Genomic DNA, 24,491 nt, shown 5'->3' on the forward strand with positions numbered 1-24,491 from the left:
ATTGATCTACATCAATGACAGTGTTACGCAAGTCCCAACTTGACCCAAACGGAAAGTGCGCCGATGACCATCGTCCCCATCACATCCCCTGACGTCGACGCGGCCGAAGTGTCGTGGTTTTCGGCGCTGTGCTCGGACGACTACCAATTCCTCGGCGTGCCCGACGGCGACCTGCGGTCGTCGTGGGCGCATTGCTCCGACATCGTGAAAGAGGCGGAGGCACAGGGCTTCCGCAACATCCTCTGCCCCTCATCCTATCAGGTTGGCCAGGACACCCTGTCCTTCGTGGCAGGCTGCGCGCCGATCACCAGCAAAATCAACCTGCTGGCCGCCGTCCGCTGCGGCGAAGTGCAGCCCATCATGCTCGCCCGCACCATCGCCACACTCGACCACATGCTTGAGGGTCGGCTGACGGTGAACATCATTTCCTCCGACTTCCCGGGCGAGAAAGCGGACAGCAACTACCGCTACCAACGCTCGCGCGAAGTGGTGGAAATCCTGAAGCAAGCCTGGACACGGGACGAGATCAATTACGAGGGCGATGTCTACAACTTCACCGGCCTCACCACCGACCCCGTGCGCCCCTACCAGACCGGCGGCCCGCTTTTGTATTTCGGTGGCTACTCGCCCGCAGCCCTCGAACTTTGTGGCCAGCACTGCGACGTCTACCTCATGTGGCCTGAGCCGCAGGAAAACCTCGCAGGCCGGATGCGCGACGTGAACGCGGTGGCCGAGAAGTACAACCGCACGCTCGACTACGGCCTGCGCGTCCACATGATCGTGCGGGACACGGAAGCTGAGGCCCGCGAATACGCCGATTACATCGTGTCGAAGCTCGATGACGAATACGGCCAGTTGATCCGCGACCGCGCGCTCGACTCCACATCGCTCGGCGTCGCGCACCAGGCCAAAGTCCGCGAACTCGCAGACAAGTTCGGCTATGTCGAACCGGGCCTCTGGACCGGCGTAGGCCGGGCGCGCTCGGGCTGCGGCGCCGCACTCGTGGGCTCCACCGACCAGGTCATGTCCAAGATCGAAGAGTATCAAAAGATGGGCATCCGCGCCTTCATCTTCTCGGGCTACCCGCATCTCGACGAAGCAAAACATTTCGGTGCGCGCGTCATGCCGCACTTGAAAACCTGTTCTTTGCCCCATGCTTATGGCCGGGTGCCAGACAGCGCCCCCGCAACACCACTCGCCGCAGGAGAGCGCCGCTAATGGACCGCGTCCACCTATCCGATACCCTCAACTTTTCGCGCATTGTCTACGGCATGTGGCGGCTGGCCGATGACAGCGACACCTCCGTGTCCCACGTGCAGGCCAAGATCCACGCTTGCCTCGACCAGGGGATCACCACCTTCGACCAGGCCGACATCTACGGTGGCTACGTGGCCGAGGCGGTTCTGGGCGAAGCGCTCAAGGCCGACACCGGCCTGCGGTCCAAGATGGAGATCGTAACCAAATGCGACATCGTGGCCCCCATGGGCCGCTATGCCGACGCGCCGGTCAAATACTACGACACCTCCCGCGCACACATCATGCAGAGCATCGAAAACTCGTTGCGCGATATGGCGATTGATCACATCGACCTGCTGCTGATCCACCGCCCGGATCCATTTATGGATCAACACGAAACGGGCGCAGCACTGGACGAGGCGGTGGCCTCGGGCAAAGTCGGCAGCGTGGGTGTGTCCAACTTCCGCCCGTGGGACTGGCAACTGCTGCAATCGGCGATGAAGACCCAGCTGGTCACGAACCAGATCGAAATCAGCCTCAGCGAAATCACGCCCTTCACCAATGGCGATCTTGCCTTCCACCAACAGCACGGTCAGCCACCGATGGCATGGTCCCCACTGGGTGGGGGCGGCCTGATGACAGGCAGCGAGAAACTTCATCAAGTGATGGACGATATCGCAAAAGACGAAGGTGTGGACCGCGCGGCGGTTGCGACGGCCTTCCTCTTGGCGCATCCTGCAAAGATTATCCCGGTCATGGGCACGAACAATGTCGACCGGATCAAGAAAATTGGTGACGCGACCAAGGTGTCGCTCGATCGACCGACATGGTTCCGCCTTTACGAGGCGGCACTCGGGCATGAGGTGGCCTGATGACGATGCAAAGCCTACAGCAACCTACAGTGTTTTCGCCCGACGCGAATTCCGGCCGTCAATTGCGCGATGCCTTCGGCAAGTTCGCCACCGGCGTGACGCTCGTTACGGCGCCCAGCACCGACGGTCCCATCGCGATCGTGGCTAACAGCTTTTCTTCGGTCTCGCTCAACCCGGCACTCGTGCTGTGGTCGGTGGACCGGGGCGCCCGGCGGTTCCCCTATTTCGAAGCCGCGGACCACTACGCCATCCACGTTCTGGCGGCGGAACAAAATGACGTATGCAAGCGTGCTGCCCGTGACGCGCACATTCTAAACGACCATCCCTACCAGCTGAACGCCGACGGAGTTCCGCTTATTGATCATTGCCTTGCGCGGTTTGAATGTCGCAGGGTGGCGGCGCATGACGCGGGTGACCATGTCATCATCGTGGGCCAGGTCCAGCGTACCCAAATGCGCGACGGACAACCGCTCACATTCTTTGGGGGCGACTTCGGCTCCGTCTCGTCCTAACGGACGCGTAAAACGACCCGCCCGCGGGGTTAAAGCGGAAAATGGGCCACGGTGGACAAACCGCCGGGCGACCGACAAAGGGAGGGCCCTTCATGGGTCTGTTACTGACGGTGCTTGCGCCGTTTGCATGGGTGAATGGCGCCCTGCTCAAGATCGGGCGCGCCATCGGCATCGTGGCAATTGCGGCCATGGTGATTGCGATCCTGATCCAGGTGGTCGCGCGCTACGTTTTCAACAACGCACTGCCCTGGCCGGACGAGGCCGCGCGCTTCTGCATGCTCTGGATGACAGGCCTCATGGCCCCCACAGCCTTCCGGCGCGGCGGGTTCGTGGCGCTCGACATGATTTCAGGCGTGCTTCCTCGCGTCGTAGCGGCGCTCCTCAGCCTGTTTCTGCTGCTCATCTCGCTCTCCATCCTGCTCGTCGCGCTGCCCATCGGCTGGTCCGAGGTCACAGGCTTCGGTGGCCGCTTCGCCACCGCCTCCCTCTACCTGCCCACCTTTGACGGCTGGTTCCGCATCCCGCGCAGCTGGATGATGCTGTCCCTGCTCGTGGGGGTCGTCCTGCTGATCATGGTCAATATCGAACTGATCCTGCGCAAACTGGTCGAGATGATGGGCGGCGGTGACCAACTGCCGGACCTCGATCTGGGCGACATGGCCGCGGGGAGCGAATGACATGCTGATCTGGTTCCTCCCGCTGTTCCTGCTGTTCCTCCTGATCGGCCTGCCGGTCTTCTTTGGTCTGCTCGCGGCCCCCGGCATCCTGCTGTATCTTAACGGTCAGGAACGCGACATCACGCTGCTTTACCGCAACGTTTACAACGGGATGGATAGCTTCCCGCTGATGGCAATCCCGTTCTTCATGCTGGCGGGCGAGTTGATGAACAAGGGCGGGATCACCATCCGCCTTGTCCAGTTCTCCCAGGCACTCATGGGCCACCTGCGCGGCGGTCTCGCACAAGTGAACGTCCTGTCCTCCATCCTCTTCGCGGGCCTCTCGGGCTCCGCGGTGGCCGACACCTCGGCGCTCGGCTCCATGCTGGTTCCCGCGATGGAGAAAGAGGGCTACACCCGCCGCTACGCCGCCGCCATCACCGCCGCCTCATCCGTCATTGGCCCGATCATCCCGCCCTCGGGCATCATGATCATCTACGCTTATGTCATGGGCGAAAGCGTGGCTGCCCTGTTCCTCGCAGGCATTGTGCCCGGCATCCTCGTCGGCGTCGGCCTCATGGTGATGATCCGCCTCACCGCAGACCGTTACGACCTGCCCGCAGCGCACAAGGTGCAATTCGATGGCGTCGAGCTTAGCGCGATGGAGCGCTGGGTGTCTTGGGCGCTCGTCCGGCTCAACATCGGTCTCCTGCTCTGGGCCTTCCTACCGCTGGGCGAGACGTCCCCGCTGATCCTCTGGGGCACCTTCGCAGGCGCTGTCGTAGTTGCCCACGCGCTGATGCTCGCCTTACGCACTCAAGTGAGCAGCGAATTCCGCACCATCTGCAAACGCGCCATCGTGCCCCTGCAAACACCGGTCCTGATCCTTGGCGGCATCCTCGGCGGTGTCTTCACCCCGACAGAAGCCGCAGCGGTCGCCGTGGCCTACGCCGTTTTCGTCGCCTTCTTCGTGCTGCGCACCATGCGCCTGTCGGACCTGCCCGACATCCTCAGCCGCGCGGGCCTCACCTCTGCCGTGGTCCTACTGCTCGTCGGCGCAGCACTGGCGTTCAAAACCGTGGTCTCGCTCAGCTACGCACCACAAATCCTCGCCGACTTCATCCTGACGCTGTCGGAAAACCCGCTGATCCTGCTGTTCCTGATCAACCTGCTCTTGTTCATCGTCGGCATGTTCCTCGACGCAGGTCCTGCGATCATCATCCTCGGGCCGATCCTCGGGCCGATCTTCGTTGACCTCGGCGTCGACCCGATCCACTTCGCGATTATCATGTCGGTGAACCTGACCGTGGGGCTGGCAACACCGCCCATGGGACTTGTGCTGTTCGTGGCGGCCGCCGTCAGTCGCGAGAAGGTGGAAACCATCGCCAAGGCGATCCTGCCCTTCCTCGCCATCGAAATCGCGGTGATCTTCCTGATCACCTACGTGCCCGCCATTTCCATGACCATTCCCCGTCTCACGGGGTTTGCCAACTGATCCAAGAGCTTAACGGGAGGACCTAACCACATGCTCAAAACGACCCTCAAAACCCTCACGGCGGCCGCGCTTGTCGCAGGCTCGGCCATGATGGCGGCTGCGCAGGAGTACACGATCCGCGCCACCGCCAACTCGAACACGAACGACGAAGACTATGACGGCCTCGTCGTGTTCAAGAACTATGTTGAAGCGGCCTCCAACGGTGCCATCGCCGTGGAGCTTTTCATCGGCACGCAGCTCTGCTCGAACGGTGCGGAATGCCTGCAAGGCGTGGCCGACGGCTCGATCGACGTCTTCATCTCCACCTCCGGCGGCGCCTCGGGTATCTTCCCGTATGTGCAGGTGCTCGACCTGCCCTACCTGATGGCCGACGACCGCATCGCCGAACACGTGCTGCAAGGCGATTTCGTCCGCACGATGCGTGACATGGCGCTTGAGGATTCCGGTGGCGCCATCCGCCTGATGACCATCGGCAACACCGGCGGCTGGCGCAACTTCGCCAACACCCAACGCCGCATCGCCGAGCCGGGCGATATGGAAGGGCTGAAAATCCGCACCGTGGTCGCCGACCTGCCGCAAGAGCTGGTCCGCGCGCTGGGCGCTTCGCCCACCCCGATCCCGTGGCCTGAACTCTTCACCTCGTTCCAGACCGGCGTGGTTGAGGGCTCCAAGAACGGCATCACCGACATCATGGGCATGAAGTTCCCCGATGCGGGCCTGCAATACGTCACACTAGACGGTCACGCCTACATGGGCGCGCTGTGGTGGATGTCGAACGAGAAGTTCATGGCGATGCCCGAAGACATGCGCCGCGTCGTGGTTGACGGCTTCTACGCGCTGCAACAGGCCACCTTCGCCTCGCCCAAGCGCAAGTCGATCCAGGCGTACGAAGAGTTCGTCGCAGGGGGCGGTGACCTCTACGTGCCGACGCCCGAGCAAAAAGCGGCCTTCGCCGAGGCAGCCGCCCCGGTCAACGACTGGTTCGTGGCCAATGTGGCCCGCGGTGATGAGATCCTCGCTGCGTTGCAAGAGGCCGTGGCAGCCGCCGAAGCGGACGTGAACGCGGCGCGTGATGCCGATCTGAACTGAGGCGGATCAGGATCCGCTTTACGATTGGGCCGTCCCCGCCAGGGCGGCCCTTTTCTTTTTGGCCATTGAACGGCATGTGATCAGATCACTCCGCGCCATAGTCAAACCCATTTGCCACCAAATGCTGCCACCGCTTTTGCCGATGCGCATAAAATGATCTGGCAAATTGCGCGACAAACCAGGTCAAGGCGCCCGCCTCGATGGCGACTTTGTCGGTGTACAGCGTGCCTGCACCCTCCGGCACCACAGTCACCAGATGATCCCACCGCCGGATCAGAGCGCTAGAGCCGTTGTCGCGGATCTGTCGCACGCCGTCCGCTGCCTCGGGATGCGAAATGCGAATGACCTGCCGACCCAGCGGAATGATACCGTGCCAGGTCATCTTCACCGTGTAGTCGCCTTCCGCCCATCGCTCAGGCAATTGCGGGGGATCCACAGGGTCAAATCTGAGGATTGGATGTGCCACAAAGTGCAAGAGCCGCGCGGTGCGCAACGCGCCCCAGACCTGGTCCGGCGGGGCATCCAGAAATGTCGACAGCTCAATGTTGCGCATGGCCAAATGTTAGCAAAGAACGGGCGTCTTCGGTACCGTGACACAGATGCGCGAAGATGCGGAATTGATGTTCGGACGGCTTCGCAGATCTTTCAACCCGGCGCTAAGGACGAGCGTGCAAATTCCCCCGGTCGCGCCTCAACCCGTTACCGACAATCGAATGCGCCCACCGCCTCCAAGACCGCGAATGTGGCCTGGCGCCGTAAAGGCACATGTGAGCGATCCGGCATGTCCAAATTGAACGCAAAAAGATAGGTCTCTGCGTTGCACCGCAGCCAGCCAACGTGCCAGCCGATATCCATTGCGAACCGACGAAAGCGCCACCCTGTTTTGCTGTACATGGTCCAGCCGTCACCGGCGTCTGATTGCATGATGGCCTCGGCAGCAATATATGTCGCATCTGACAGCGGCAGATCGCGTACTGCCAGCCGTTCAAGGAATTTGGTCTGTTCCCTTGCCGAAATCTGCAGCGTGTCATCCAACCAATATGTCGTCAGCGTTTCCTCGGTGCCCGTCTCGGCATTGCCGTACTCAAAACGAGCAAGCCATTCGGTCATGCCAGCCAGATCAACGCGTCTCGCAATTTCCTGATACACCCACACGACCGAGTTCGGGAACGCCGAACTCAGGCTATGATCCCGGTTCCAACTGTCAAAGGCGCGCTGCTTGCCGTCCCATTCGAACACAGTGTCCGGTTGGGCCACCCCGGCTTCCAAGGCAATCAATGTGTGTGGGATCTTGGACGTCGAGGCAGGCGAAAAGCGCTGGCTGGACCGATCTGTGTTGCTGATCCAAATCTGGTTGTCCGGTACCCGGCGCACCACAATGGTTGACGCGGCAACCTCGATGCCCGCCGCTTCGACCGCGTGGGATATGTCGATCGGATCGGCCAACGCATCCGATGCGGACAAGGCAAGACCGAACAACGCAAACAGCTGCGGCGCTGCGCCCTTACACATTTGGATGAAGGACAGACTGCTCATTTTTGGATTTCCTTTGGGAAGGGGCGTGATCAGAATTAAACATGTTTTACAAATGTATAGGATGCCCTCTGATCTACGCATTCAATGAATTGGGGCGCGGATCACGGGCTAACATGGGAGGTAAATCCGGTTCTTCTGCGCCACAAGTGGATCACCTGATATGACCTCTCCGTGAGCTTGAACTTGCTCAACGGTCGGACACGCCGGGCAACATAAGTGCTCCAGACACCTGGAAAACAAGGTGCGGCTCCGGTGGCGAACGAAACAGTGCAATACCACTTGCCGCGGCCGTGTCGTCACGCAATGCTGCGGGCGAGCCAACCAACCACATGGATGCGACCAATGTGCCAAGCTGACAAAGCCACCGCCTTCGCCGCGCTTCACGTTCCGGGCACGCCGCTGGTGATCTACAACATCTGGGATGCCGGATCGGCCAAAGCGGTCGCCGCGGCAGGGTCCGCGGCCATCGCGACCGGCAGCTGGTCCGTGGCCGAGGCGCAGGGATACGCCGATGGGGAACAGATCCCGCTTGATGTGCTGTTGCCCATCGCCCAGCGGATCGTGGATTGCGTCGACATACCTGTCTCCATCGACTTAGAAGGAGGCTATGCCGTAGACTCCGAACCGCTGGCCGCCAACATTACCGCGCTGATCGGCACCGGCGCCATCGGCCTGAACTTCGAAGATCAAGTGGTCGGCGGGGAGGGTTTGCACCCCGTCGATACCCAGGTCGCCCGGATCAAGGCCGTGCGCACCGCTGCGGAGGCAGCAGGCATTCCCCTGTTCATCAATGCGCGCACCGACATTTTCCTGAAATCGAAACCGGATGCCCACGCCGATCATGTGGCCGAGGCCATCGACCGCGCGACTGCCTATGCCGACGCAGGTGCGAGCGGCTTCTTCATCCCCGGCCTGACCGACCACGCAATGATCGAACAGATCTGCGGCGCCACGTCCCTTCCGGTCAACGTGATGATGCGCGGTGCGCTGGGATCAGTGTCGGAGGTCGCAGCCCTTGGCGTCAGTCGCGCCAGCTATGGCCCCGGTCCCTTCGCCACCGCCATGAAGAATGCCGCGGAAGGGTTCACAGCGGCAGCGGCCAGCTAAAGCGCAAGGCGGGAGTGTCGGTCCGCCAAATTGGAGTAAACGGTCGGGCCGCGTTCAGTGATGAACGTGGCGCGACGGTGATCGCACTTCCCAAGCCCAGCATCTGCTGCCAAACTCAGCGAAAGGGATACATCCACACCTTGTAATCAGCGACCAGAATATGCGCCCGTTCAATTTCGTCCTTGGTCATTTTTTTGACCACCTCTTCCAGCGAAATCGCCGCATCCGGGTCGCCGCCGATCGCACTCAGCGTGTACCACATATAGGCGCGCACCAGATCGGGCGCAGGCATCCCACGCCCGATCTCATAGTACCATCCGACCCCGGATTGGGCACCGGGATGCCCCTTCATCGACGACCGCAAATACCATTCAAAGGCCCGCTCATCGTCGCGCTCGACCCCGAGGCCCAAGGCATACATTACCCCGATCAACTCCTCGGCATCCGCATTGCCCGACCGGGCCGCAGGCCACAGCGCGTCATACGCCGCCTCATATGCGCCAGCCTCCATCAGGTCGCGCGCTTCCTCGATCTCTGCAAAAGCTGGAAAAGCCATAAAAACAAAGGCTATGGCAAGTTTACGCATGTGATCCTCCTGGCTGCGGCACCGGCTTTGGCCGACGATCTGCCGCGTCCCCTGACATCGGATGATTTCATTGCGGTCGACCCCGCGCAAGCCAAACTCGGCCAGCTTTTGTTTTACGATCGTATCCTGTCCGGCAATCGAAACATCGCATGCTCCACCTGCCACCATCCCGACCTTGGCACTGCCGACGGTCTGAGCCTGGGCATCGGGGAAGGCGGTGAGGGTTTGGGACCAAAGCGGACAGCAGGGACGGGGGAAGACCGGATTCGCAAACGCATTCCCCGCAATGCGCCGGGCCTCTGGAACCTGGGCGCCCGCGACTTGCACACCATGTTCCACGATGGCCGCCTCAGCGTCGCCGATATGTATGAGAACGGGTTCAATTCACCGGCGGAGGAGTGGCTGCCGGAAGGCTTGGACAACTTGTTGGCAGCGCAGGCAATTTTTCCGCTTGTTGCCCAGTTTGAAATGGCTGGGAACCCGAAGGAGAACGAAGTTGCGGGAGCAATCCACCAACGTATGGATTATGCTTGGCCCATCCTCACCGACCGTGTGCGGCACATCCCGGCATATGTCGAAGGGTTCGCCTCCGCTTACGACCACATCACAGCCGCCGAAGACATCGCCATTGCTGACATCGCCAATGCGCTGAGCGCCTTTATGATCTGGGAGTGGAGCAGTTTTGACAGCCCTTTCGACGCTTATCTAGCGGGCGACGGAACAGCGCTTGGTCGGGTGGAAAAGTCGGGCATGGCCCTGTTCTACGGCAAGGGCAATTGCAGCACCTGCCATGCCGGGCCGCTGATGACGGATCAGCAATTCCACGCCATCGGATTGCCGCCTTTCGGTCCGGGGCGCACGCGGCGCTTTGATCCCATGGTGCGCGATGTTGGGCGCATGGGCGAAAGTGATGTGCTTGAGGACGCTTATGCCTTCAAGACGCCAATGCTGAGAAACGTCGCTTTGACAGCACCTTACGGGCACAATGGCGCGTACCCGACTCTCGAAGGGATTGTGCGCCACCATCTGGATCCACTGCACGGGTTCGAGGCATGGACGCGCGAGTTGGCCGCCCTTCCAGACGTCCCATGGCTTGCGCACGTTGATTTCATGGTGTGGCAGGACAGCCGTGAAATTGCACGCCAACGCGCCGCTGTGACGCTTGAGCCCAACGCAATGAGCGATACGGAGGTTGACGCAATTGTCGCCTTTCTAGAGGCTCTGACAGGCAGATCAGCGCGTGATGACAAGCTGGGCATCCCGCTCTCCGTGCCAAGTGGCCTGCCTGTTGATCAGCGCATCACACCCTAGCGACCTTTCCACACCGGGTCGCGCTTCTCTGCGAAGGCGCGAGCGCCTTCCAGCTGATCCTCGGAACGATACAGCGTCTCGACGGCGGGCAATTGGCTGTTGGTGATGCGGTTCATGGCGTCCTGAAACTTCGAATCCTCAGCGTCGCGTACCACCTCCTTGATGGCAGCATAGACCAATGGCGGGCCTGAAGCGATCAAACGGGCAAGCTCCCACGCCCGGTCCATGAGGTCCTGGGCCGGAACGACTTCGTTGATCAGCCCCCAACGATGCGCTTCCTTGGCGTCGAACCAGCGCCCTGTCAGCAAAAGTTCCATGGCGATGTGATACGGGATGCGCTTGGGCAGCTTGATGCTGGCCGCATCCGCTACCGTACCCGATCGTATCTCTGGCAGGGCAAAGGTCGCGTGATCGGCGGCAAGGATCATGTCGGCACTCAGGGCAAGTTCCAACCCACCCCCGCAGGCAATTCCATTCACGGCGGCAATCACCGGCTTGTTCAGCCCACGCAATTCCTGCAATCCGCCGAAGCCGCCAACGCCGTAGTCGCCGTCGACCGCATCGCCATCTGCAGCGGCTTTGAGGTCCCAGCCGGGCGAAAAGAACTTCTCGCCAGCCCCGGTGATGATCGCCACCCGCAATTCGGGATCATCCCGAAACGCGAGGAAGGCTTCGCCCATGATCCGACTGGTCGCGAGGTCGATGGCATTCGCTTTTGGCCGGTCCAGAGTGACTTCAAGTATTGCGCCCTCGCGTCTTGTTTTTATGGGGCTCATGGTTCAGGCCTTTCTTATCAGTGCATCTACGGCAACGGCGCGGGTGGGTGTGCAGATCAACGGGTTGACCTCAACCTCGCCGACGGTGTCGGCATGGGCAAGCACGTAGTCCTGGATCGCAAGAACCGCATCGACGATGGCTTGCCTGTTTGCGGGTGGCTTGCCCCGGTACCCATCCAGCAAACGCGCGCTGCGCAAGCGGCCTAAAGCCGTGTCTACATCTGCCGCACGGACCGGCAGCAACAGGTGCGTGACGTCCTGCATAACTTCGGTCAGCACCCCGCCCGCCCCGATGGTCAGAACAAAGCCGTGCGCCGGGTCGCGCAGGACACCGACCAGCATTTCAACGACACCATCGGTCACCATTTCTTCGATCAGGACAGTGGATGTGCCTATGTCTGCCGCGATCGCGTGCAGGTCGTCCGGGGCAACGTTCAGGCGCACGGCATGCGCTTCGGTCTTGTGCGCAAGGCCAAGGCCCTTGACGGCGAAGGGGCCCTTCAGGGTTGCCGCGGCCTGCGCCACATTGTTGCTGGGCGCTATGAAATTGCGCGGAACATTAACTCCGTAGGAGGACAATGTCGCCTTTGCCTCTGCCTCTGTCAGGACCAGATCGGCATCGGACTTGCCGGGCAAACAGACCGGCGACGGATGAGGTTCACTTGTCTGCTGCGCTGCCGCAATGGCTGCCAGGGTCTCGCGCAGGCCGTGGAATGGAACGACCCCGCCTGCGGCCAATTGCTGTGCAATGGCTGGCGGCATCAATTCCGGCAGGGTTGCCACAACGCCAAAGGGCGCATCGGAAAGCGCTTTGGCTGCGATGGCCGCGTCCACCGTGCACGACCAGTCAGAAGGATCGGTTGTGGGGTAGTCCACGATTGACAGTGTCATGCCGATCCCGTCCCCGGTCATTGCCGTCCAAGCCTGCGCCATCCGGTCGGCATCGCGCCAGATGTAGGTGTGGTAGTCTAGCGGGTTAGCGAGTGCGACCATGGGCCCGAGGGTGTCGCGCAGAGCCGTCATTTGGTCGGGCGTTAAGGGCGGAAAGGTCAGGTCCAACGCGTGCGCCATATCCGCGACGAGGCTTGCCTCACCCCCCGAACAGCTGATTGAAGCAATGCCTGGGGCATGCAGAGGCCCGTGCACATGTAGCAGCGTCAGGGTTTCGAGAAGATCCGGCAAGGTACTGACCCGTGCGATCCCCAACCGATCGAGAAAAGCCTGCGCACCGGTGTCAGATCCGGCGAGGGAGGCCGTGTGCGATATGGTTGCGTTCTGCGCCTGATCTGACGCGCCGACCTTGAGGGCGACCAGAGGCACGCCCTGCGCGTGCGCCGCCGCGGCCAGCGCCTCCCACGCACGCAGGTCGCGGAACCCCTCGACGTGCAGGCCAATGGCGGTTACACGCCGGTCAGTCAGCAATTCAAGGGCCAGTTCTGCCTGGTTGATCTGCGCCATGTTTCCGCAGGTGATCGCATATGCGATGGGCAGCGCGCGTTGCTGCATCGTCAGGTTGATCGCGATGTTCGAGCTTTGGGTGAGGATGGCCACGCCCCGGTCCACCGGCGCGCAACCATGTTGATCGGGCCACAGCAGAGCCTGGTCGAGCGCATTGATGAAGCCGTAACAGTTAGGGCCAAGGATCGGCATGTTGCCTGCCGCCGCGATCAATCGGTCCTGCAATCGCGCTCCATCCGTGCGCTCGGCCTCCGCCTCAGAAAAGCCGGATGCGAAACAAACCGCACCACCGGCCCCGATCCGGGCGAGGGTGCCCACGACCCCCACTGTCGCTTCTCTGTTCACTCCGACGAATGCCGAATCTGGCGCGGCGGGCAAGTCCTCAACGGTCGGAAACGCCCCGTGTCCGCCAACCATCGCTTTGGTTGGGTGTACGGGCCACATCGCTCCGGCGAAGCCGAAGGCTTCGGCTTGCGCAATCACCGATGCACACCAAACGCCGCCGCCAACCACAGCGATGGATTTGGGGCGCAACAGTCGCTGCAACCCCATCTTCCCTGTTTCAAAAAAATCCCGGGGAGCGCGAGGGGCTGGCCCCTCGTTGCCGTCGAATGGGTGGGGTCCCTCCGAAACCAACTTAAGCGCCCAAAGGCCGCAACAGGTCGCGGCTGATGATGTGGCGCTGGATTTCGCTGGTCCCGTCCCAGATGCGTTCCACCCGTGCATCACGCCAGAAGCGTTCGATGGGAAAGTCGTCCATCAATCCCATGCCGCCATAGATCTGCAAGGTGGTATCTGTCACCCGCGCTAACGCTTCGGAGGCGTAGAGCTTGGCTGACGCGATCTCCCTGTTTGCGGGCAGGCCTTGATCCAGCCGCCACGCGGCGGCAAGCGTGAGCCAGTCCGCTGCGTCGATTTCGGTGATCATGTCGGCGATCTGAAAGCTGACGCCTTGGAACTTCCCGATGGGCTGGCCGAACTGTTTACGCCCTGCCGCATAGTTTAGAGCGTAGTCAAAGCAGCGGCGCGCGCGGCCCACGGAAAACGCCGCGACGGTCAGGCGCGTGGCGTACAGCCATTCGTTCATCACAGCAAACCCGCCATCCACGTCGCCCAGCACCTGCGCATCGGGCAGACGGCAGTCGTCGAAGTAAAGGATGCAGTTTTTGTAGCCCTTGTGGCTCACCGAATTGTAGCCGTCGCGCACTTCGAACCCGGGGGTGCCGCGATCCACAAGAAAGCTCGTGATCCGCTTTTTGGGGCCCTTAGGCGTGTCATCGACACCGGTGGCAATGAACACGATGAAAAAATCTGCGTGTTCCGCGCCTGAGATGAAATGCTTCGACCCGTTGATGACCCAATCTCCGCCGTCACGTATTGCGGTGCATTTCATACCGCGTACGTCTGATCCGGCATCGGGTTCGGTCATGGCCAGCGCATCCATTCTGTCGCCGCGCACGGCAGGTAGCAAGTAGCGTTCACGCTGTTCGCCGTTACAGGCCATCAGGATGTTCTGCGGTCGGCCGAAGAAATGGGTCAGCGCCATCGACCCGCGCCCCAACTCGCGCTCAACAAGGGTGAAATCAAGATGGCTGAGCCCTGCACCCCCGACCTCTTCGGGGAAATTGCAAGCGTAAAAGCCCATGTCGATGACCTTGCGCTTGATCTCTTCCCCCAGCGCATGCGGGACCTGGCCTGTGCGCTCGACCTCGGCCTCATGCGGGTAGATTTCGTTTTCGACAAAACTGCGCACGGTCGAAACGATCATGTCCTGCTCTTCGGTGAGGCCAAACTGCATGTGGATCATCCCTCTGTCGTTCTTGCGCAATCTGATGGCGACTTGCGCGACCATGCTATGCCGTATTAGGTCTTGATCATGCAGGATTGGCCGAAAATCCATGACGCAATGCAGCATGTGGACATCGTGTTGTTTGATCAGTTTTCCAATCATTGCCTCGCTAACTTTGTGGAGCCGCTGCGCGCGGCCAACGGCTTTTTGCAACAGCAACACTACCGCTGGCGGTTTGCGACCTTGGATGGGGCAGCTGTTCAGAGCTCAAGCGGCTTGAAGATCACGCCCGATCTGCCACTTGCCGACATCGATGGATCGGCACTGGTTTTGATGCCATCCTATGGCATCCGCCATCTTGATCGGCTTGAGGTGGTGCGGGCGGTCAAGCGCGCCGCAGGTCGCGCGCGAGTGGTCAGCGGGATCGATACGGGCGCGTGGTTGCTGGCACGCGCGGGCCTCTTGGACGGATACCGCGCAACCATTCACTGGGATATGCTCGATACCTTTGCCGAGGCATTTCCTAACATCGATACAGTGCGTGCGCGCCACGTGATCGACGGGGATCGCGTCACGTGTTCGGGTGCAATGGCGGCGTTTGATCTGGTGACGGACCTGATCGGGTCGGCCCACGGTGCCGGGGTTGCACTGGACGTGGCACAGATGTTCATGTCGCGTGATGCCGTGCCGGGCCCGGCGACCATCCCGGCGGGGCGGACTGTGAACCGGGCGGTCGCGCTCATGCAGGACCATATCGAAACACCGCTTTCGATCCCCGAACTGGCGCGCCGCGTCGGATGCACGCAAAAAACGCTGGAGCAACGCATGCAAGGCGCATTGCGCGCCAGCCCATCGGCAATTTACCGGCGGCAGCGATTGAACGCAGCGCGGCGGCTGGTGCTGGACAGTGATCTGCCCGTGTCCGAGATTGCGGGCCGCTGCGGATATGACAACGCGAGCGCCCTGACACGCGCGTTCAGGCAGGCGTTTGGTCAAAGCCCCAGCGCGATGCGCCGGGGCGAGGATCATGCCGGCTTCGGCGCCGTATCCTCGTCGGGCGACCGCATCGGAAAGACGCGGCGCAAGGCCACATAGAACACAGGCGTGAAGAACAGACCGAGGAAGGTCACCCCCGACATTCCGAAGAAGACAGCTGTGCCCAGAGCCTGGCGCATCTCGGCCCCTGGTCCGGTTGCGATCATCAGTGGCACAACGCCAAGGATAAAGGCAAAGGCCGTCATCAGGATGGGCCGTAGGCGCAATCTGCAGGCATCCACCGCAGCCTCTGCCGGGGACATCCCTTTTTCCTCCTGCGCATGTTTGGCGAATTCCACGATCAGGATGGCATTCTTGGCTGACAATCCCACAAGCACGATCAATCCCACCTGCGTCAGGATGTTGTTGTCCATGCCGCGCAACATGACTCCAGACAGTGCGGACAGGACGGCAAGCGGCACAACAAGGATGATGGCGAGCGGCAAAACCCAGCTTTCGTAAAGTGCGGCCAGAAACAGGAAAGCAAAGAGCACCGAAAACGCAAAGATGTAAGTGGCCGTGTTGCCCTGATTGCGTTCCTGCAGGGCTAGTTCGGTCCATTCATAGCTCACACCCGGCGGCATCAATTGCTCGGCCAATTCCTCCATCGCGATCAGGGCATCGCCGGTGGAGACGCCCGGCGCTGCGTTGCCCTGCAAGGGCACTGACACAAGCTGGTTGTACCGCTGCACAAGCGCGGGTCCCGCCGTGTCAACAACGGACACCAGCGTGCCCAACGGGACCAATGCGCCTGTTGCTGTACGCACCCGGAGCGCGCGAATGTCCTCCTCCTCCAGTCGGAACTGCTGATCAGCCTGTGCGCGCACCTGGAACAGGCGGCCAAAGGCGTTGAAGTCGTTGACGTAAGCCGAACCAAGGTTGATCGACAGCGTCTCGAAAATCTCTCCAATCGGCACGTTCAGCATCTGCGCCCGCACGCGGTCAATCTCAAGGAACACCTGCGGCGAACTGGCCGAGAATGTAGTGAAGACGCCGGTCACCTTGTCGGATTGTTGTGCCGCTCCCATGATTGCGTAGGCGGTGTTCAGGGCGCGCGTCATATCCGCGCTTTCGTTGTCCTGCAGCTGCATCTTGAAGCCCCCGCCGGTGCCCACACCGCTTACGGCGGGAGGTGCTATGGCGATGATGAAGGCCTCACGGATCACCTGCATCCGGCCAAAGATCTGGCCCACGATGGCATTGGCGTTCAGCCTGCTTTCAAGCCGTTCCTCGAACGGTGCGAAGGTCGTAAAGATGACGCCCTGGTTGCTGGCATTGGTAAAGGTCGCGCCCGAGAAACCTGCAAAGGCCACCGCGTTGGTCACCCCAGGTGTTTCGAGGGCGATTTCGGTCGCTTGCCGCATCACTGCATCGGTCCGGTCGAGCGACGCGCCTTCGGGCAATTGCACCACGACAATCGCGTAGCCCTGATCGGCGTCCGGAATGAAGCCTGTGGGCACTTGTTCGTTAACCCACCAAGCCGTGCCCAACAGCGCGACGAATGCGAGGAATGCAACGGCGATCATGCCCCATGTCCCGACCAGCACGCGGACAACGGCCGCATAGCCCCGCGTCATCGCATCAAAGCCGCGGTTGAACCCGTTGGCAAAGACATCGACGATCCTTGCCAGCGGGTTGCGGGACGGTTTCGCGTCGTGGGGCTTGAGTAGGACTGCGGCGAGTGCAGGCGACAGGCTGAGCGAGTTGATGCTGGAAATGACGGTCGCAACGGCAATGGTCACAGCGAACTGCCGGTAGAACTGCCCGGTGATGCCGGGAACAAGTGCAGCCGGAACAAAAACAGCAATCAACACCAGTGACGTGCCGATGATGGCGCTTTGCACCTCGTCCATCGTCCGTGCAGATGCATCGCGCGGGGACAGGCCGTTCTGAATGTTGCGCTCGACGTTTTCGACCACGACGATGGCGTCATCCACCACGATTCCGATGGCCAGGATCAATCCGAACAGCGTCAGCAGGTTGAGGGTGTAGCCCAGGGCCAGCATCACCGCGAATGTGGCGATGAGGGAGACTGGTACAGCGAGCAAGGGAATGATCGCCGTGCGCCAGCTTTGCAGGAAAACGAGGATGACGATCACGACCAGCAAAACGGCTTCGAGCAATGTGGTGTAGACGGCGTCGATAGAAGCGCTGATGAATTCGGTCGGGTTGTAAACGACGCGGTACTCCAGCCCACTCGGAAAATCCTCGGCTAGCTCGTCCATGGTGGCGCGCACTTCGGCGGCGGTGTCCAGGGCGTTCGAGCCGGGTCGCTGAAACACGCCCAAAGCCACGGCGGGACTGTTGTCGAGATACGAGTTGGTGACGTAGGACCGCGCCCCGATCTCAACCCGTGCGACGTCGCGGACGCGCACCACGCGCCCATCTTCCGATGCTTTCACGATCACCCGGCCAAACTCGCGAGGATCCTCGAGCCGACCTTGGGTCGTGATCGACACCTGAAATGCGTTGTCGGCTGCATTGGGCGGCGCGCCCAGTGATCCGCCGGACACCTGCACGTTTTGTTCGCGCAGCGCGCCCACCACGTCGCCCGCTGTCAATCCCAGCGATGTCAGCTTGTCCGGATCTAGCCACACGCGCGCCGAGAACTCGCGTTCGCCAAAGATCAGCAGACTGCCCACACCGTCTATGCGTATCAGCCTGTCGCGCACGCGTGCGCGGGCGTAGTTAGAGACATAAAGCTGGTCGAAGCTTTCGTCCGGCGACAACATGTGCACGACCATCATCAGGTCGGGGGAGGATTTGGTTGTGGTCACACCCAAGGCGCGGACTTCCTGGGGCAGGCGCGGTTCGGCGATGGCGACCCGGTTCTGCACCAGCACCTGTGCGGTGTCCAAATCAGTGCCCAATTCAAAGGTGATGGTCACGCTCACCGTTCCGTCGGCAGTCGAGTAGGAGGACAGGTAGAGCATCCCCTCGACCCCGTTGATTTCCTGTTCCAACGGGGTGGCAACGGTATTGGCGATCGTTTCCGCGTCGGCGCCGGGGTAGCTGGCCTGCACGACAATAGAAGGTGGTGCGATTGCGGGGTATTGTTCGATCGGAAGCTGGAAATACGCGATCAGGCCGACGATGGTCATTATGACCGAAACAACGATGGCAAAGATCGGGCGGGTGACGAAAAAGCGCCCCATCCTAGTTTTCCGCGACCAGGGGCAGGTCAACCCGGTCTGGGTTTACGGTCGTGCCTGGGCGTGCACTGACCAGTCCGTCGATAACGATGGTCTCGCTGCCATCCATGCCTTCGCGAATGACACGGTAGCCGTCGATGCGTGGTCCGGGGCGCACGGGCAGCGGGGTGACCACCCCGTCTTCGCCCACCGTCATGACAAGCCTGCGGTTCTGGTCCGCCACGATGGCGCGATCCGGTACGAGAATACCCTCATAAGGAAGTGAGCCGGGGACGTTCACTCGCCCGAATAGGCCGGGCGTCAACAGTTCATCAGGATTGGGTAGGATGGCACGTACGCGCATCGTTCCCGTATCGGCGTCGATCCGGTTTTCCGAGAAATCGAGCGTTCCAGTCTGGGCCGGGATACGCGCGTCCGACAGCGTCACTTTGACCTCAAGCGCACCGCCGCCCTCTTGCAGGGCACTGCCGCGAGCCCGCGCGTCGCGGGCGTAGGCCAGGAAGTACCGTTCGTCGATGTCGAAGAAGAAGTAGATGGGATCGTTGGACACGATGCTTGTCAACTCGGTCTGGTTGGCCGACACAAGGTTGCCAGGGTCGATCAGCGAGCGGTCGATGCGGCCCGCCATGGGGGCGCGAATTTCTGAAAACTCCAGGTCCAGCTCGGCCAGTTCAACCGCGGCGCGCGCCTGTTCCAAAGCACCTTGCGCCGCAAGGTACGCCTCGCGCCGTTCGTCCAGCACACTTTGCGGGATGGTGCCATTGCCAATCAGGGCTTGTGCCCGTTCCAGCTGTTCCTCGGCAAATTCATAGGTGGCGGTGGCCACGTCGATTTGCGCCCGCGCTTGTCGCAGGGCGGTCCGAAACTGTCGCTGATCAATGGTGAACAGAAGCTGGCCCTGCTCGACCAGGCTGCCGTCATCGAAGTGAACGTCTTCGAGGTATCCCGACACCCGCGCGCGCACGACAACGTCAGATTGCGCTTCAAACCTGCCAACGAACTCATCATCTTCGACGATGGTTTTGACAACCGGACTTGCGACGGTGACAGTCGGTGGCCCTTGCTGGGCCGAGGCTGCCAGGCCGTACAGTGCCAGTACGAAAAAGCATAGAATTGTAAGATTTTTCATGGAAACTGTCCTTCTGTGCGGCGCCGTCGAATCGTGCTTCACATCCGCTGTATAGCGCATGCTGCGACAAATAGAGATGACAGTATTAAACCTTGAATTGTCTGCAGTGGCGCGGGCAAAGCTCAGGGTTGCGCTGAAAGCGCTGTAATTGTTGGCTTAACGCGGGCCGGTTTCAACTTAATCTGGCATTTCGCGATGTCATGGATCATGCTCGTCGCATTCCATTCGCCAATTGTTTGAGCACATTATGTCTATTCTGCCGTATTCCGTCCAACGGGTCCTTTTCACAGTCGTTGAAGCCATTCCGCCCCTCGCCAGCCTTGTGAACCGGTGGGCGATAAATCGCGTGGTGAACCGCGCGCGCCCACGTCCGCACCCCCTTAGCACCGAGCGTGATTATGTCTGGTGGGGCGGTCTGACCGACAAGAGATGGAGTGGCCGACATCTGCCACCGCGTCCGCGCGAAAATGCGCCCGATCCGGACGTGTTGGCCGATCTGTTTCGACGCAAGGACGGCACGCAGCGCATGTGCCCCAAGTCGACATGCCTTTTTCCCGCCTTTGCCCAATATCTGACCGACGGATTCATCCGCACCGAGTCCGAAGATCTCGTGCCTGAGGGCGTCGATCCCACCCACCGTCTGAAGCGCAATACGTCCAATCACGAGATTGATCTGTGCCCACTTTACGGCCGTACGCGCGAACAGACACTTGCGCTGCGCCATCGTTCGGACACGGCGGGGGAAAAGGGACGGCTTGCCTGGCAGATGATTGATGGTGAGGAATACGCACCGTTTCTATACGAAAATGACAAGGTCAAACCGCAGTTTGACGTGCTGGACCCGCCACTGGGCTTGAGCAAAACGACTGCAGACCAACGGGCAAAACTCTTTGCTTTTGGCGGCGACCGGGCGAATTCGGTCCCGCAGGTGGCGATGCTGAACACGCTGTTTCTGCGCGAACACAACCGTCTCGCTGGTGAGATCGAGGCGGAACACCCCGATTGGGACGATGACCGCGTCTTTGAGACCGCGCGCAACAGTGTGATCGTGATGTTCATCAAGATTGTGGTCGAGGATTACATCAACCACATCTCGCCCCTGCCGTTCAATTTGCGCGCTGACCCGTCGGTGGCGTGGGACGCGGTTTGGAACAAGCCGAACTGGATCACGACGGAATTCAGCCTGCTGTACCGGTGGCACGCATTGATCCCAGATATGCTAACTTGGGGCGGACAGTCGCTCCCCCTTGCGTCCACGTTCATGAACAATGCGCCGCTGATCAAAAACGGACTGCTGTCGGCGTTTGCAGACATCAGTGCGACGCAAGCGGCGGAACTGGGGCCGCGAAACACTGCAGACCCGCTTTTGCACATCGAGGTTGCGTCAATCGAACAGGACCGGGATTGCGCGTTGGCCAGTTTCTCGGACTATTGCGACTACATGAGCCAGCGCAGGCCCTTCAACTTCGAGGCGATTTCATCCGATCCTGAGGTGGCTGTTATGCTGCGCAATTCTTACGCAGGTCCACGCGATGTGGACTTCCACGTGGGCCTGTTTTGCGAAGATCGCGTGCCCAACAGCCCACTGCCCAATCTGGTGCTGAAATTCGTTGCCCTTGATGCGTTCAGCCAGGCGCTGACCAATCCGCTTCTGTCGCGCCACGTGTTCAAGCGGTCAACCTTCTCCGGCCCCGGCTGGCGGGCCATCAACACCACTCAAACCCTGCGCGACGTGGTGGATCGGAATGTCGATGGCGGCGCGGGCGACATGTTTATCGGGATGACGCGGCAAGAGTGGCGTCCTGAATAGCAAGGCGAAAGGGCAGATCAGGGGCCAGCGTTTCGCCTGCCAGCTGTGTCATGTGCCAGGCGAGAACAAGATTGCTGGACAGGACAGGAATGCCGCGGGCCGCTTCTATCACCGGGATAGCGCGCAGCGTACGCAGATTGGTGCAGGACAGGAAAAGCGCGTCAACCTGCGCATCACGGCCCAGATCCTGCGCGGCTGCGATCACCGATTGCGACGCAATCCGCACCACGCGCTCCTCAACCGGTTCGTTGAAGCTGGTGAATGACACGACCTCTATGCCTGAGGCGGCAAGGACGGCGCGCAACCTGTCAGACACGCTTGCGATATACGGGCTCAACAAGCCCAACCGAGTGACACCGAGAGACCTGCAGACCGCGGTCAGCGCCGTCACGGGGTCAGTGACACTTGGGGTTGCGATACCGGCGTGTATCAGATCCCTGATCCGTTCGGCGCCGATCTCTGCCGCGCCCGAGGTGCAGCCATAGGCGACGCACGACAAGTCAGCGCCGCGCGGCAAAAGTCGCGCGGCTTCGGTCAGATGCGCTGCCATGTCCGCAAGTGTTTCGGGGGTGACAGAAGCGCCCGATGGCACGCGGCTGACCATGTATTCGACATGGTGCGGCAAAAGCTGGCGCATGTCCTGTTCGATTGTCTCATCGGCCTGAAGCGCGATGAGCCCAAGCTGTGCCGGGCGGTCCGTTTCAAGGTCGTAAGGCGCGTTCACGTCAGCACACGGATGGCGCTGTCTTGCGGCGCCGACAGCCACTCCGCGCCCGTCTCGCGGATGACGATGTTTTCCTCGTGCACCATGATACGTCCACCGTCCAGCGACACCGAGGGTTCGAGCGTCAGGGTCATACCGGGGACCAGTTCGGTCTGATCCGCGGCGATGATCGACGGCCATTCGGTCAATTGCATGCCCACGCCGTGCCCAAAGCGCCCGGCATCCGTAGCGCCCCCTTGGGGAGTGGCGACGGCATGCATCGCTTGGAAAAGGTCCGCTGCCGTCGCGCCGGGCCGGGCCGCGTCAAACCCAGCCCTGGTCGCGTCGATCAGGCGGGCATGCGCACTTTGGACCGCAGGGCTGGGCGCGCCGATGCTGAAATTCCTGTCGAAGTCGCAGAAGTATCCGTCGTGCACCAAACCGGTGTCGAGCATGAGGACATGCCCCTGTTGCACCGGCGCGTCCGTTGCGGGAGAGATGACATCGCTGTAGCCACCGTAGTCTAACGCGCCTGCAAGATAGGGCACCCAATCCGCGCATTCGTCGAGACAAAGCGCCTGGAAACCCCGGAACACAGTGCTGAGCGATGTGCCCGGCCGGGCAATGTCCGGCACCCGCGCAAAGGCGCGGTCGGCAATGCCGGCAGCGAAACGGATTTTGGCAATCTCTGCCTCGGATTTTTTCATCCGCACGCGTCGCGTGATCTGTTTGTCCGACACCAATCTCCGCGGCTGCAGCGCCAGTTCAAGTGCCTGAAAATCAGCGCGCGGCATCCGGACATGGCTTTCCATCGCGTCGGCCAGCCCGATGTCGCCGTCCTGCGGCACCACTTCGCGCAGCGTGTCAGCCAACAGACCAACGCCGTCGTCATCGTAGTCTGGCGATTGCCAGGTGCGCATGTCGGTGATCCATGTCTGGCCCATCAGGTGTGCGCCAATCGACGGTATAACGGCAATCGGCGGCCCGCTTTCAGGCAGCACCACATACCAAGGGCGCGTTGGGCTTTCCCAGAACCGGGTCAAAAATCCTGTGTAGTATCGCACTTCGGGCTCAGTCGTGAGCAGCAGGGCGGATAGGCCGGCCTCGGCCATCAACGCTTGGGCGTTGTGCGTCCGTGCCTCGAACTCCGCATCCGGGAAACCACGCGTAGGGGCAGTCATGCTGCCGTGTCCTCGCTCAGGATCAACAGCACGCGTGATGTGTCGTCGAGGCCCAATGCGTGGCGATGGTCCATGCTCGCCAGCAGGGCTGCAAGACCTGCTGCCCCGGACGGTGAAGAGGGCAGGCCAACCTTTGCAGCAACAGAACTGCCAGACGCCCCCTCGGCTTCACTGATCAGAACAAAATCCGTTGCGTCGCGCGCCAGGCCCTTGAGCGCAATCAGCGAGGGCTCCTTGCAATCAAGTCGACCCATGTCGGACCTTGGCCCTTCGGTCACTTGCGGAGATCCCGCCTGCACCGACGCGTAAATGGCTGGGGCGGCTTCAGGTTCCACCACGGCAATGCGCGGGGCATCTCCCCATGCAGCACGCGCAACGGCGGCGCAGGCGGCAGCCAACCCGCCGACGCCCGCCTGAAGGAAAATGTGCGTGGGCATAGGCGTCGCTTCGACCACTTCTTGCATCAGCACCGTGTACCCTTCCATCAGCCGATGAGGGACTGAGGTGTATCCGAGCCAGGAACTGTCCGACAGCAGTGCCCAATTCCGGGCACGGGCCTCGCGCTCGGCTTCGGCCATGCTGTCCTCGTAGACGGCCCCGTGGCGGCGCACATCTGCTCCGAAACTGCGCAAACGGTCCGCAAAGCTCTCGGGCACCGTTTCTGCCAGATAGATCACGGCGGTGGCGCCAAAGGCTTGTGCGCCAGCGGCAACGGACAGGCCATGATTGCCCGCACTGGCCGTCACATATGTCTGACCCCTGGCGTTGCCTGTTGCGGCGTCGCAGGCGATGACATAGGCCGCTCCGAGCGCCTTGAAGCTGCCCAGCCCCATGCGCGCGCGTTCGTCCTTGACCATCACCTCGGCGACACCGGCCATCGCGGCAAGTTCCCGCGATCGAACCAGCGGCGTCGCGGCAGCAACCGGGCAGCGCGCCAGCAAGGCGGCAGGTGCTTCTGTATTGGTGCTGGGCCAGGGAATGTCTGGCAGCGCGTCGATCACGGCGTCGGCCTGCGCGTGCGTTTGGGAAAAATGCTTCATCCCCAAGGGCTAGCAGGT

The 24,491-nt window shown here is 61.4% G+C and carries 21 protein-coding genes; 10 read left to right on the forward strand and 11 right to left on the reverse strand.

All coding sequences use genetic code 11. From position 1 onward, the window contains the following. Positions 1–63 precede the first annotated feature (63 nt). From FD715_RS07685 to dctP, 6 genes are all read left to right on the forward strand, one after another. Positions 64–1,218 carry an LLM class flavin-dependent oxidoreductase gene (locus tag FD715_RS07685; protein ID WP_147107623.1) on the forward strand — a complete coding sequence of 385 codons (1,155 nt, stop codon included), beginning with the start codon at positions 64–66 and terminating at the stop codon, positions 1,216–1,218. Further along, entirely contained in the window at positions 1,218–2,108 is an 891-nt protein-coding gene (locus tag FD715_RS07690) for an aldo/keto reductase family oxidoreductase (RefSeq protein ID WP_147107625.1), read from the forward strand. Before FD715_RS07685 ends, FD715_RS07690 begins: the two co-directional genes overlap by 1 nt. Further along, a complete protein-coding gene (locus FD715_RS07695; protein ID WP_147107627.1) occupies positions 2,108–2,620 on the forward strand; it encodes a flavin reductase family protein in 513 nt (170 codons plus the stop codon). The genes FD715_RS07690 and FD715_RS07695 overlap by 1 nt, the downstream gene beginning before the upstream one ends. Positions 2,621–2,712: 92 nt before the next feature. Beyond that, the gene (locus FD715_RS07700) at positions 2,713–3,297 is read left to right on the forward strand and encodes a TRAP transporter small permease (protein WP_147107629.1); all 585 of its coding nucleotides are present in this window, start codon (positions 2,713–2,715) and stop codon (positions 3,295–3,297) included. Between the two features lies 1 nt (position 3,298). Then, entirely contained in the window at positions 3,299–4,771 is a 1,473-nt protein-coding gene (locus tag FD715_RS07705) for a TRAP transporter large permease (RefSeq protein ID WP_147107632.1), read from the forward strand. Between the two features lie 30 nt (positions 4,772–4,801). Next, entirely contained in the window at positions 4,802–5,860 is a 1,059-nt protein-coding gene (gene dctP, locus FD715_RS07710; protein WP_147107635.1) for a TRAP transporter substrate-binding protein DctP, read from the forward strand. 85 nt (positions 5,861–5,945) lie between these two features. On the opposite strand, the gene FD715_RS07715 is transcribed toward dctP, so the two are convergent. Then, on the reverse strand, positions 5,946–6,413 hold the full coding sequence (locus FD715_RS07715; protein WP_147107639.1) for a hypothetical protein: 468 nt from the start codon (positions 6,411–6,413) through the stop codon (positions 5,946–5,948). A 146-nt stretch (positions 6,414–6,559) separates the two neighbouring features. Further along, complete coding sequence (locus tag FD715_RS07720) at positions 6,560–7,396, reverse strand: class D beta-lactamase (protein WP_189799434.1); 837 nt, start codon at positions 7,394–7,396, stop codon at positions 6,560–6,562. 342 nt (positions 7,397–7,738) lie between these two features. On the opposite strand from FD715_RS07720, the gene FD715_RS07725 reads away from it, so the two are divergent. Next, positions 7,739–8,503 (forward strand): isocitrate lyase/phosphoenolpyruvate mutase family protein, encoded by a 765-nt coding sequence (locus tag FD715_RS07725; RefSeq protein WP_147107645.1) that lies wholly within the window; start codon positions 7,739–7,741, stop codon positions 8,501–8,503. A 115-nt stretch (positions 8,504–8,618) separates the two neighbouring features. On the opposite strand, the gene FD715_RS07730 is transcribed toward FD715_RS07725, so the two are convergent. Beyond that, positions 8,619–9,059, reverse strand: a complete 441-nt coding sequence (locus FD715_RS07730) for a tetratricopeptide repeat protein (RefSeq protein WP_370455367.1) — start codon at positions 9,057–9,059, stop codon at positions 8,619–8,621. Positions 9,060–9,089: 30 nt separating this feature from the next. On the opposite strand from FD715_RS07730, the gene FD715_RS07735 reads away from it, so the two are divergent. Continuing rightward, on the forward strand, positions 9,090–10,400 hold the full coding sequence (locus FD715_RS07735) for a cytochrome-c peroxidase (protein ID WP_223274775.1): 1,311 nt from the start codon (positions 9,090–9,092) through the stop codon (positions 10,398–10,400). Here the strand turns inward: FD715_RS07735 and FD715_RS07740 are convergent. The 3 genes from FD715_RS07740 to FD715_RS07750 form a co-directional block, all read right to left on the reverse strand. Further along, entirely contained in the window at positions 10,397–11,176 is a 780-nt protein-coding gene (locus tag FD715_RS07740) for a carnitinyl-CoA dehydratase (RefSeq protein WP_147107651.1), read from the reverse strand. The genes FD715_RS07735 and FD715_RS07740 overlap by 4 nt on opposite strands. Before the next feature lie 3 nt (positions 11,177–11,179). After that, entirely contained in the window at positions 11,180–13,186 is a 2,007-nt protein-coding gene (locus FD715_RS07745) for an acetate--CoA ligase family protein (protein WP_147107655.1), read from the reverse strand. Between the two features lie 85 nt (positions 13,187–13,271). Beyond that, on the reverse strand, positions 13,272–14,432 hold the full coding sequence (locus FD715_RS07750; protein ID WP_147108172.1) for an acyl-CoA dehydrogenase family protein: 1,161 nt from the start codon (positions 14,430–14,432) through the stop codon (positions 13,272–13,274). A 78-nt stretch (positions 14,433–14,510) separates the two neighbouring features. Between FD715_RS07750 and FD715_RS07755 the strand changes: the two genes are divergently transcribed. Next, positions 14,511–15,518: a GlxA family transcriptional regulator gene (locus FD715_RS07755; RefSeq protein ID WP_147107658.1), complete on the forward strand. Its 1,008-nt coding sequence runs from the start codon at positions 14,511–14,513 to the stop codon at positions 15,516–15,518. Here the strand turns inward: FD715_RS07755 and FD715_RS07760 are convergent. Together FD715_RS07760 and FD715_RS07765 are read right to left on the reverse strand one after the other, a co-directional pair. Beyond that, positions 15,449–18,613 carry an efflux RND transporter permease subunit gene (locus FD715_RS07760; protein WP_147107661.1) on the reverse strand — a complete coding sequence of 1,055 codons (3,165 nt, stop codon included), beginning with the start codon at positions 18,611–18,613 and terminating at the stop codon, positions 15,449–15,451. The two genes, FD715_RS07755 and FD715_RS07760, sit on opposite strands and share 70 nt — an antisense overlap. Position 18,614: 1 nt before the next feature. Continuing rightward, positions 18,615–19,739, reverse strand: a complete 1,125-nt coding sequence (locus FD715_RS07765) for an efflux RND transporter periplasmic adaptor subunit (protein WP_223274776.1) — start codon at positions 19,737–19,739, stop codon at positions 18,615–18,617. A gap of 247 nt (positions 19,740–19,986) precedes the next feature. Here FD715_RS07765 and FD715_RS07770 point away from each other — a divergent pair, with 247 nt between their 5' ends. Then, positions 19,987–21,549 (forward strand): peroxidase family protein, encoded by a 1,563-nt coding sequence (locus FD715_RS07770; protein WP_147107666.1) that lies wholly within the window; start codon positions 19,987–19,989, stop codon positions 21,547–21,549. On the opposite strand, the gene FD715_RS07775 is transcribed toward FD715_RS07770, so the two are convergent. From FD715_RS07775 to FD715_RS07785, 3 genes are read right to left on the reverse strand one after another with little or no spacing between them, the layout of a single operon-like run. Beyond that, positions 21,512–22,273 carry an aspartate/glutamate racemase family protein gene (locus FD715_RS07775; protein ID WP_223274777.1) on the reverse strand — a complete coding sequence of 254 codons (762 nt, stop codon included), beginning with the start codon at positions 22,271–22,273 and terminating at the stop codon, positions 21,512–21,514. The genes FD715_RS07770 and FD715_RS07775 overlap by 38 nt on opposite strands. Beyond that, entirely contained in the window at positions 22,270–23,433 is a 1,164-nt protein-coding gene (locus tag FD715_RS07780; RefSeq protein ID WP_147107669.1) for a Xaa-Pro peptidase family protein, read from the reverse strand. Before FD715_RS07780 ends, FD715_RS07775 begins: the two co-directional genes overlap by 4 nt. After that, complete coding sequence (locus FD715_RS07785) at positions 23,430–24,473, reverse strand: pyridoxal-phosphate dependent enzyme (protein ID WP_147107672.1); 1,044 nt, start codon at positions 24,471–24,473, stop codon at positions 23,430–23,432. The genes FD715_RS07780 and FD715_RS07785 overlap by 4 nt, the downstream gene beginning before the upstream one ends. Positions 24,474–24,491: the final 18 nt, after the last annotated feature.

Origin of the sequence: Tateyamaria sp. syn59, assembly GCF_007995245.1 — a bacterium.
In the GTDB taxonomy this organism is placed as follows: Bacteria; Pseudomonadota; Alphaproteobacteria; order Rhodobacterales; family Rhodobacteraceae; genus Tateyamaria.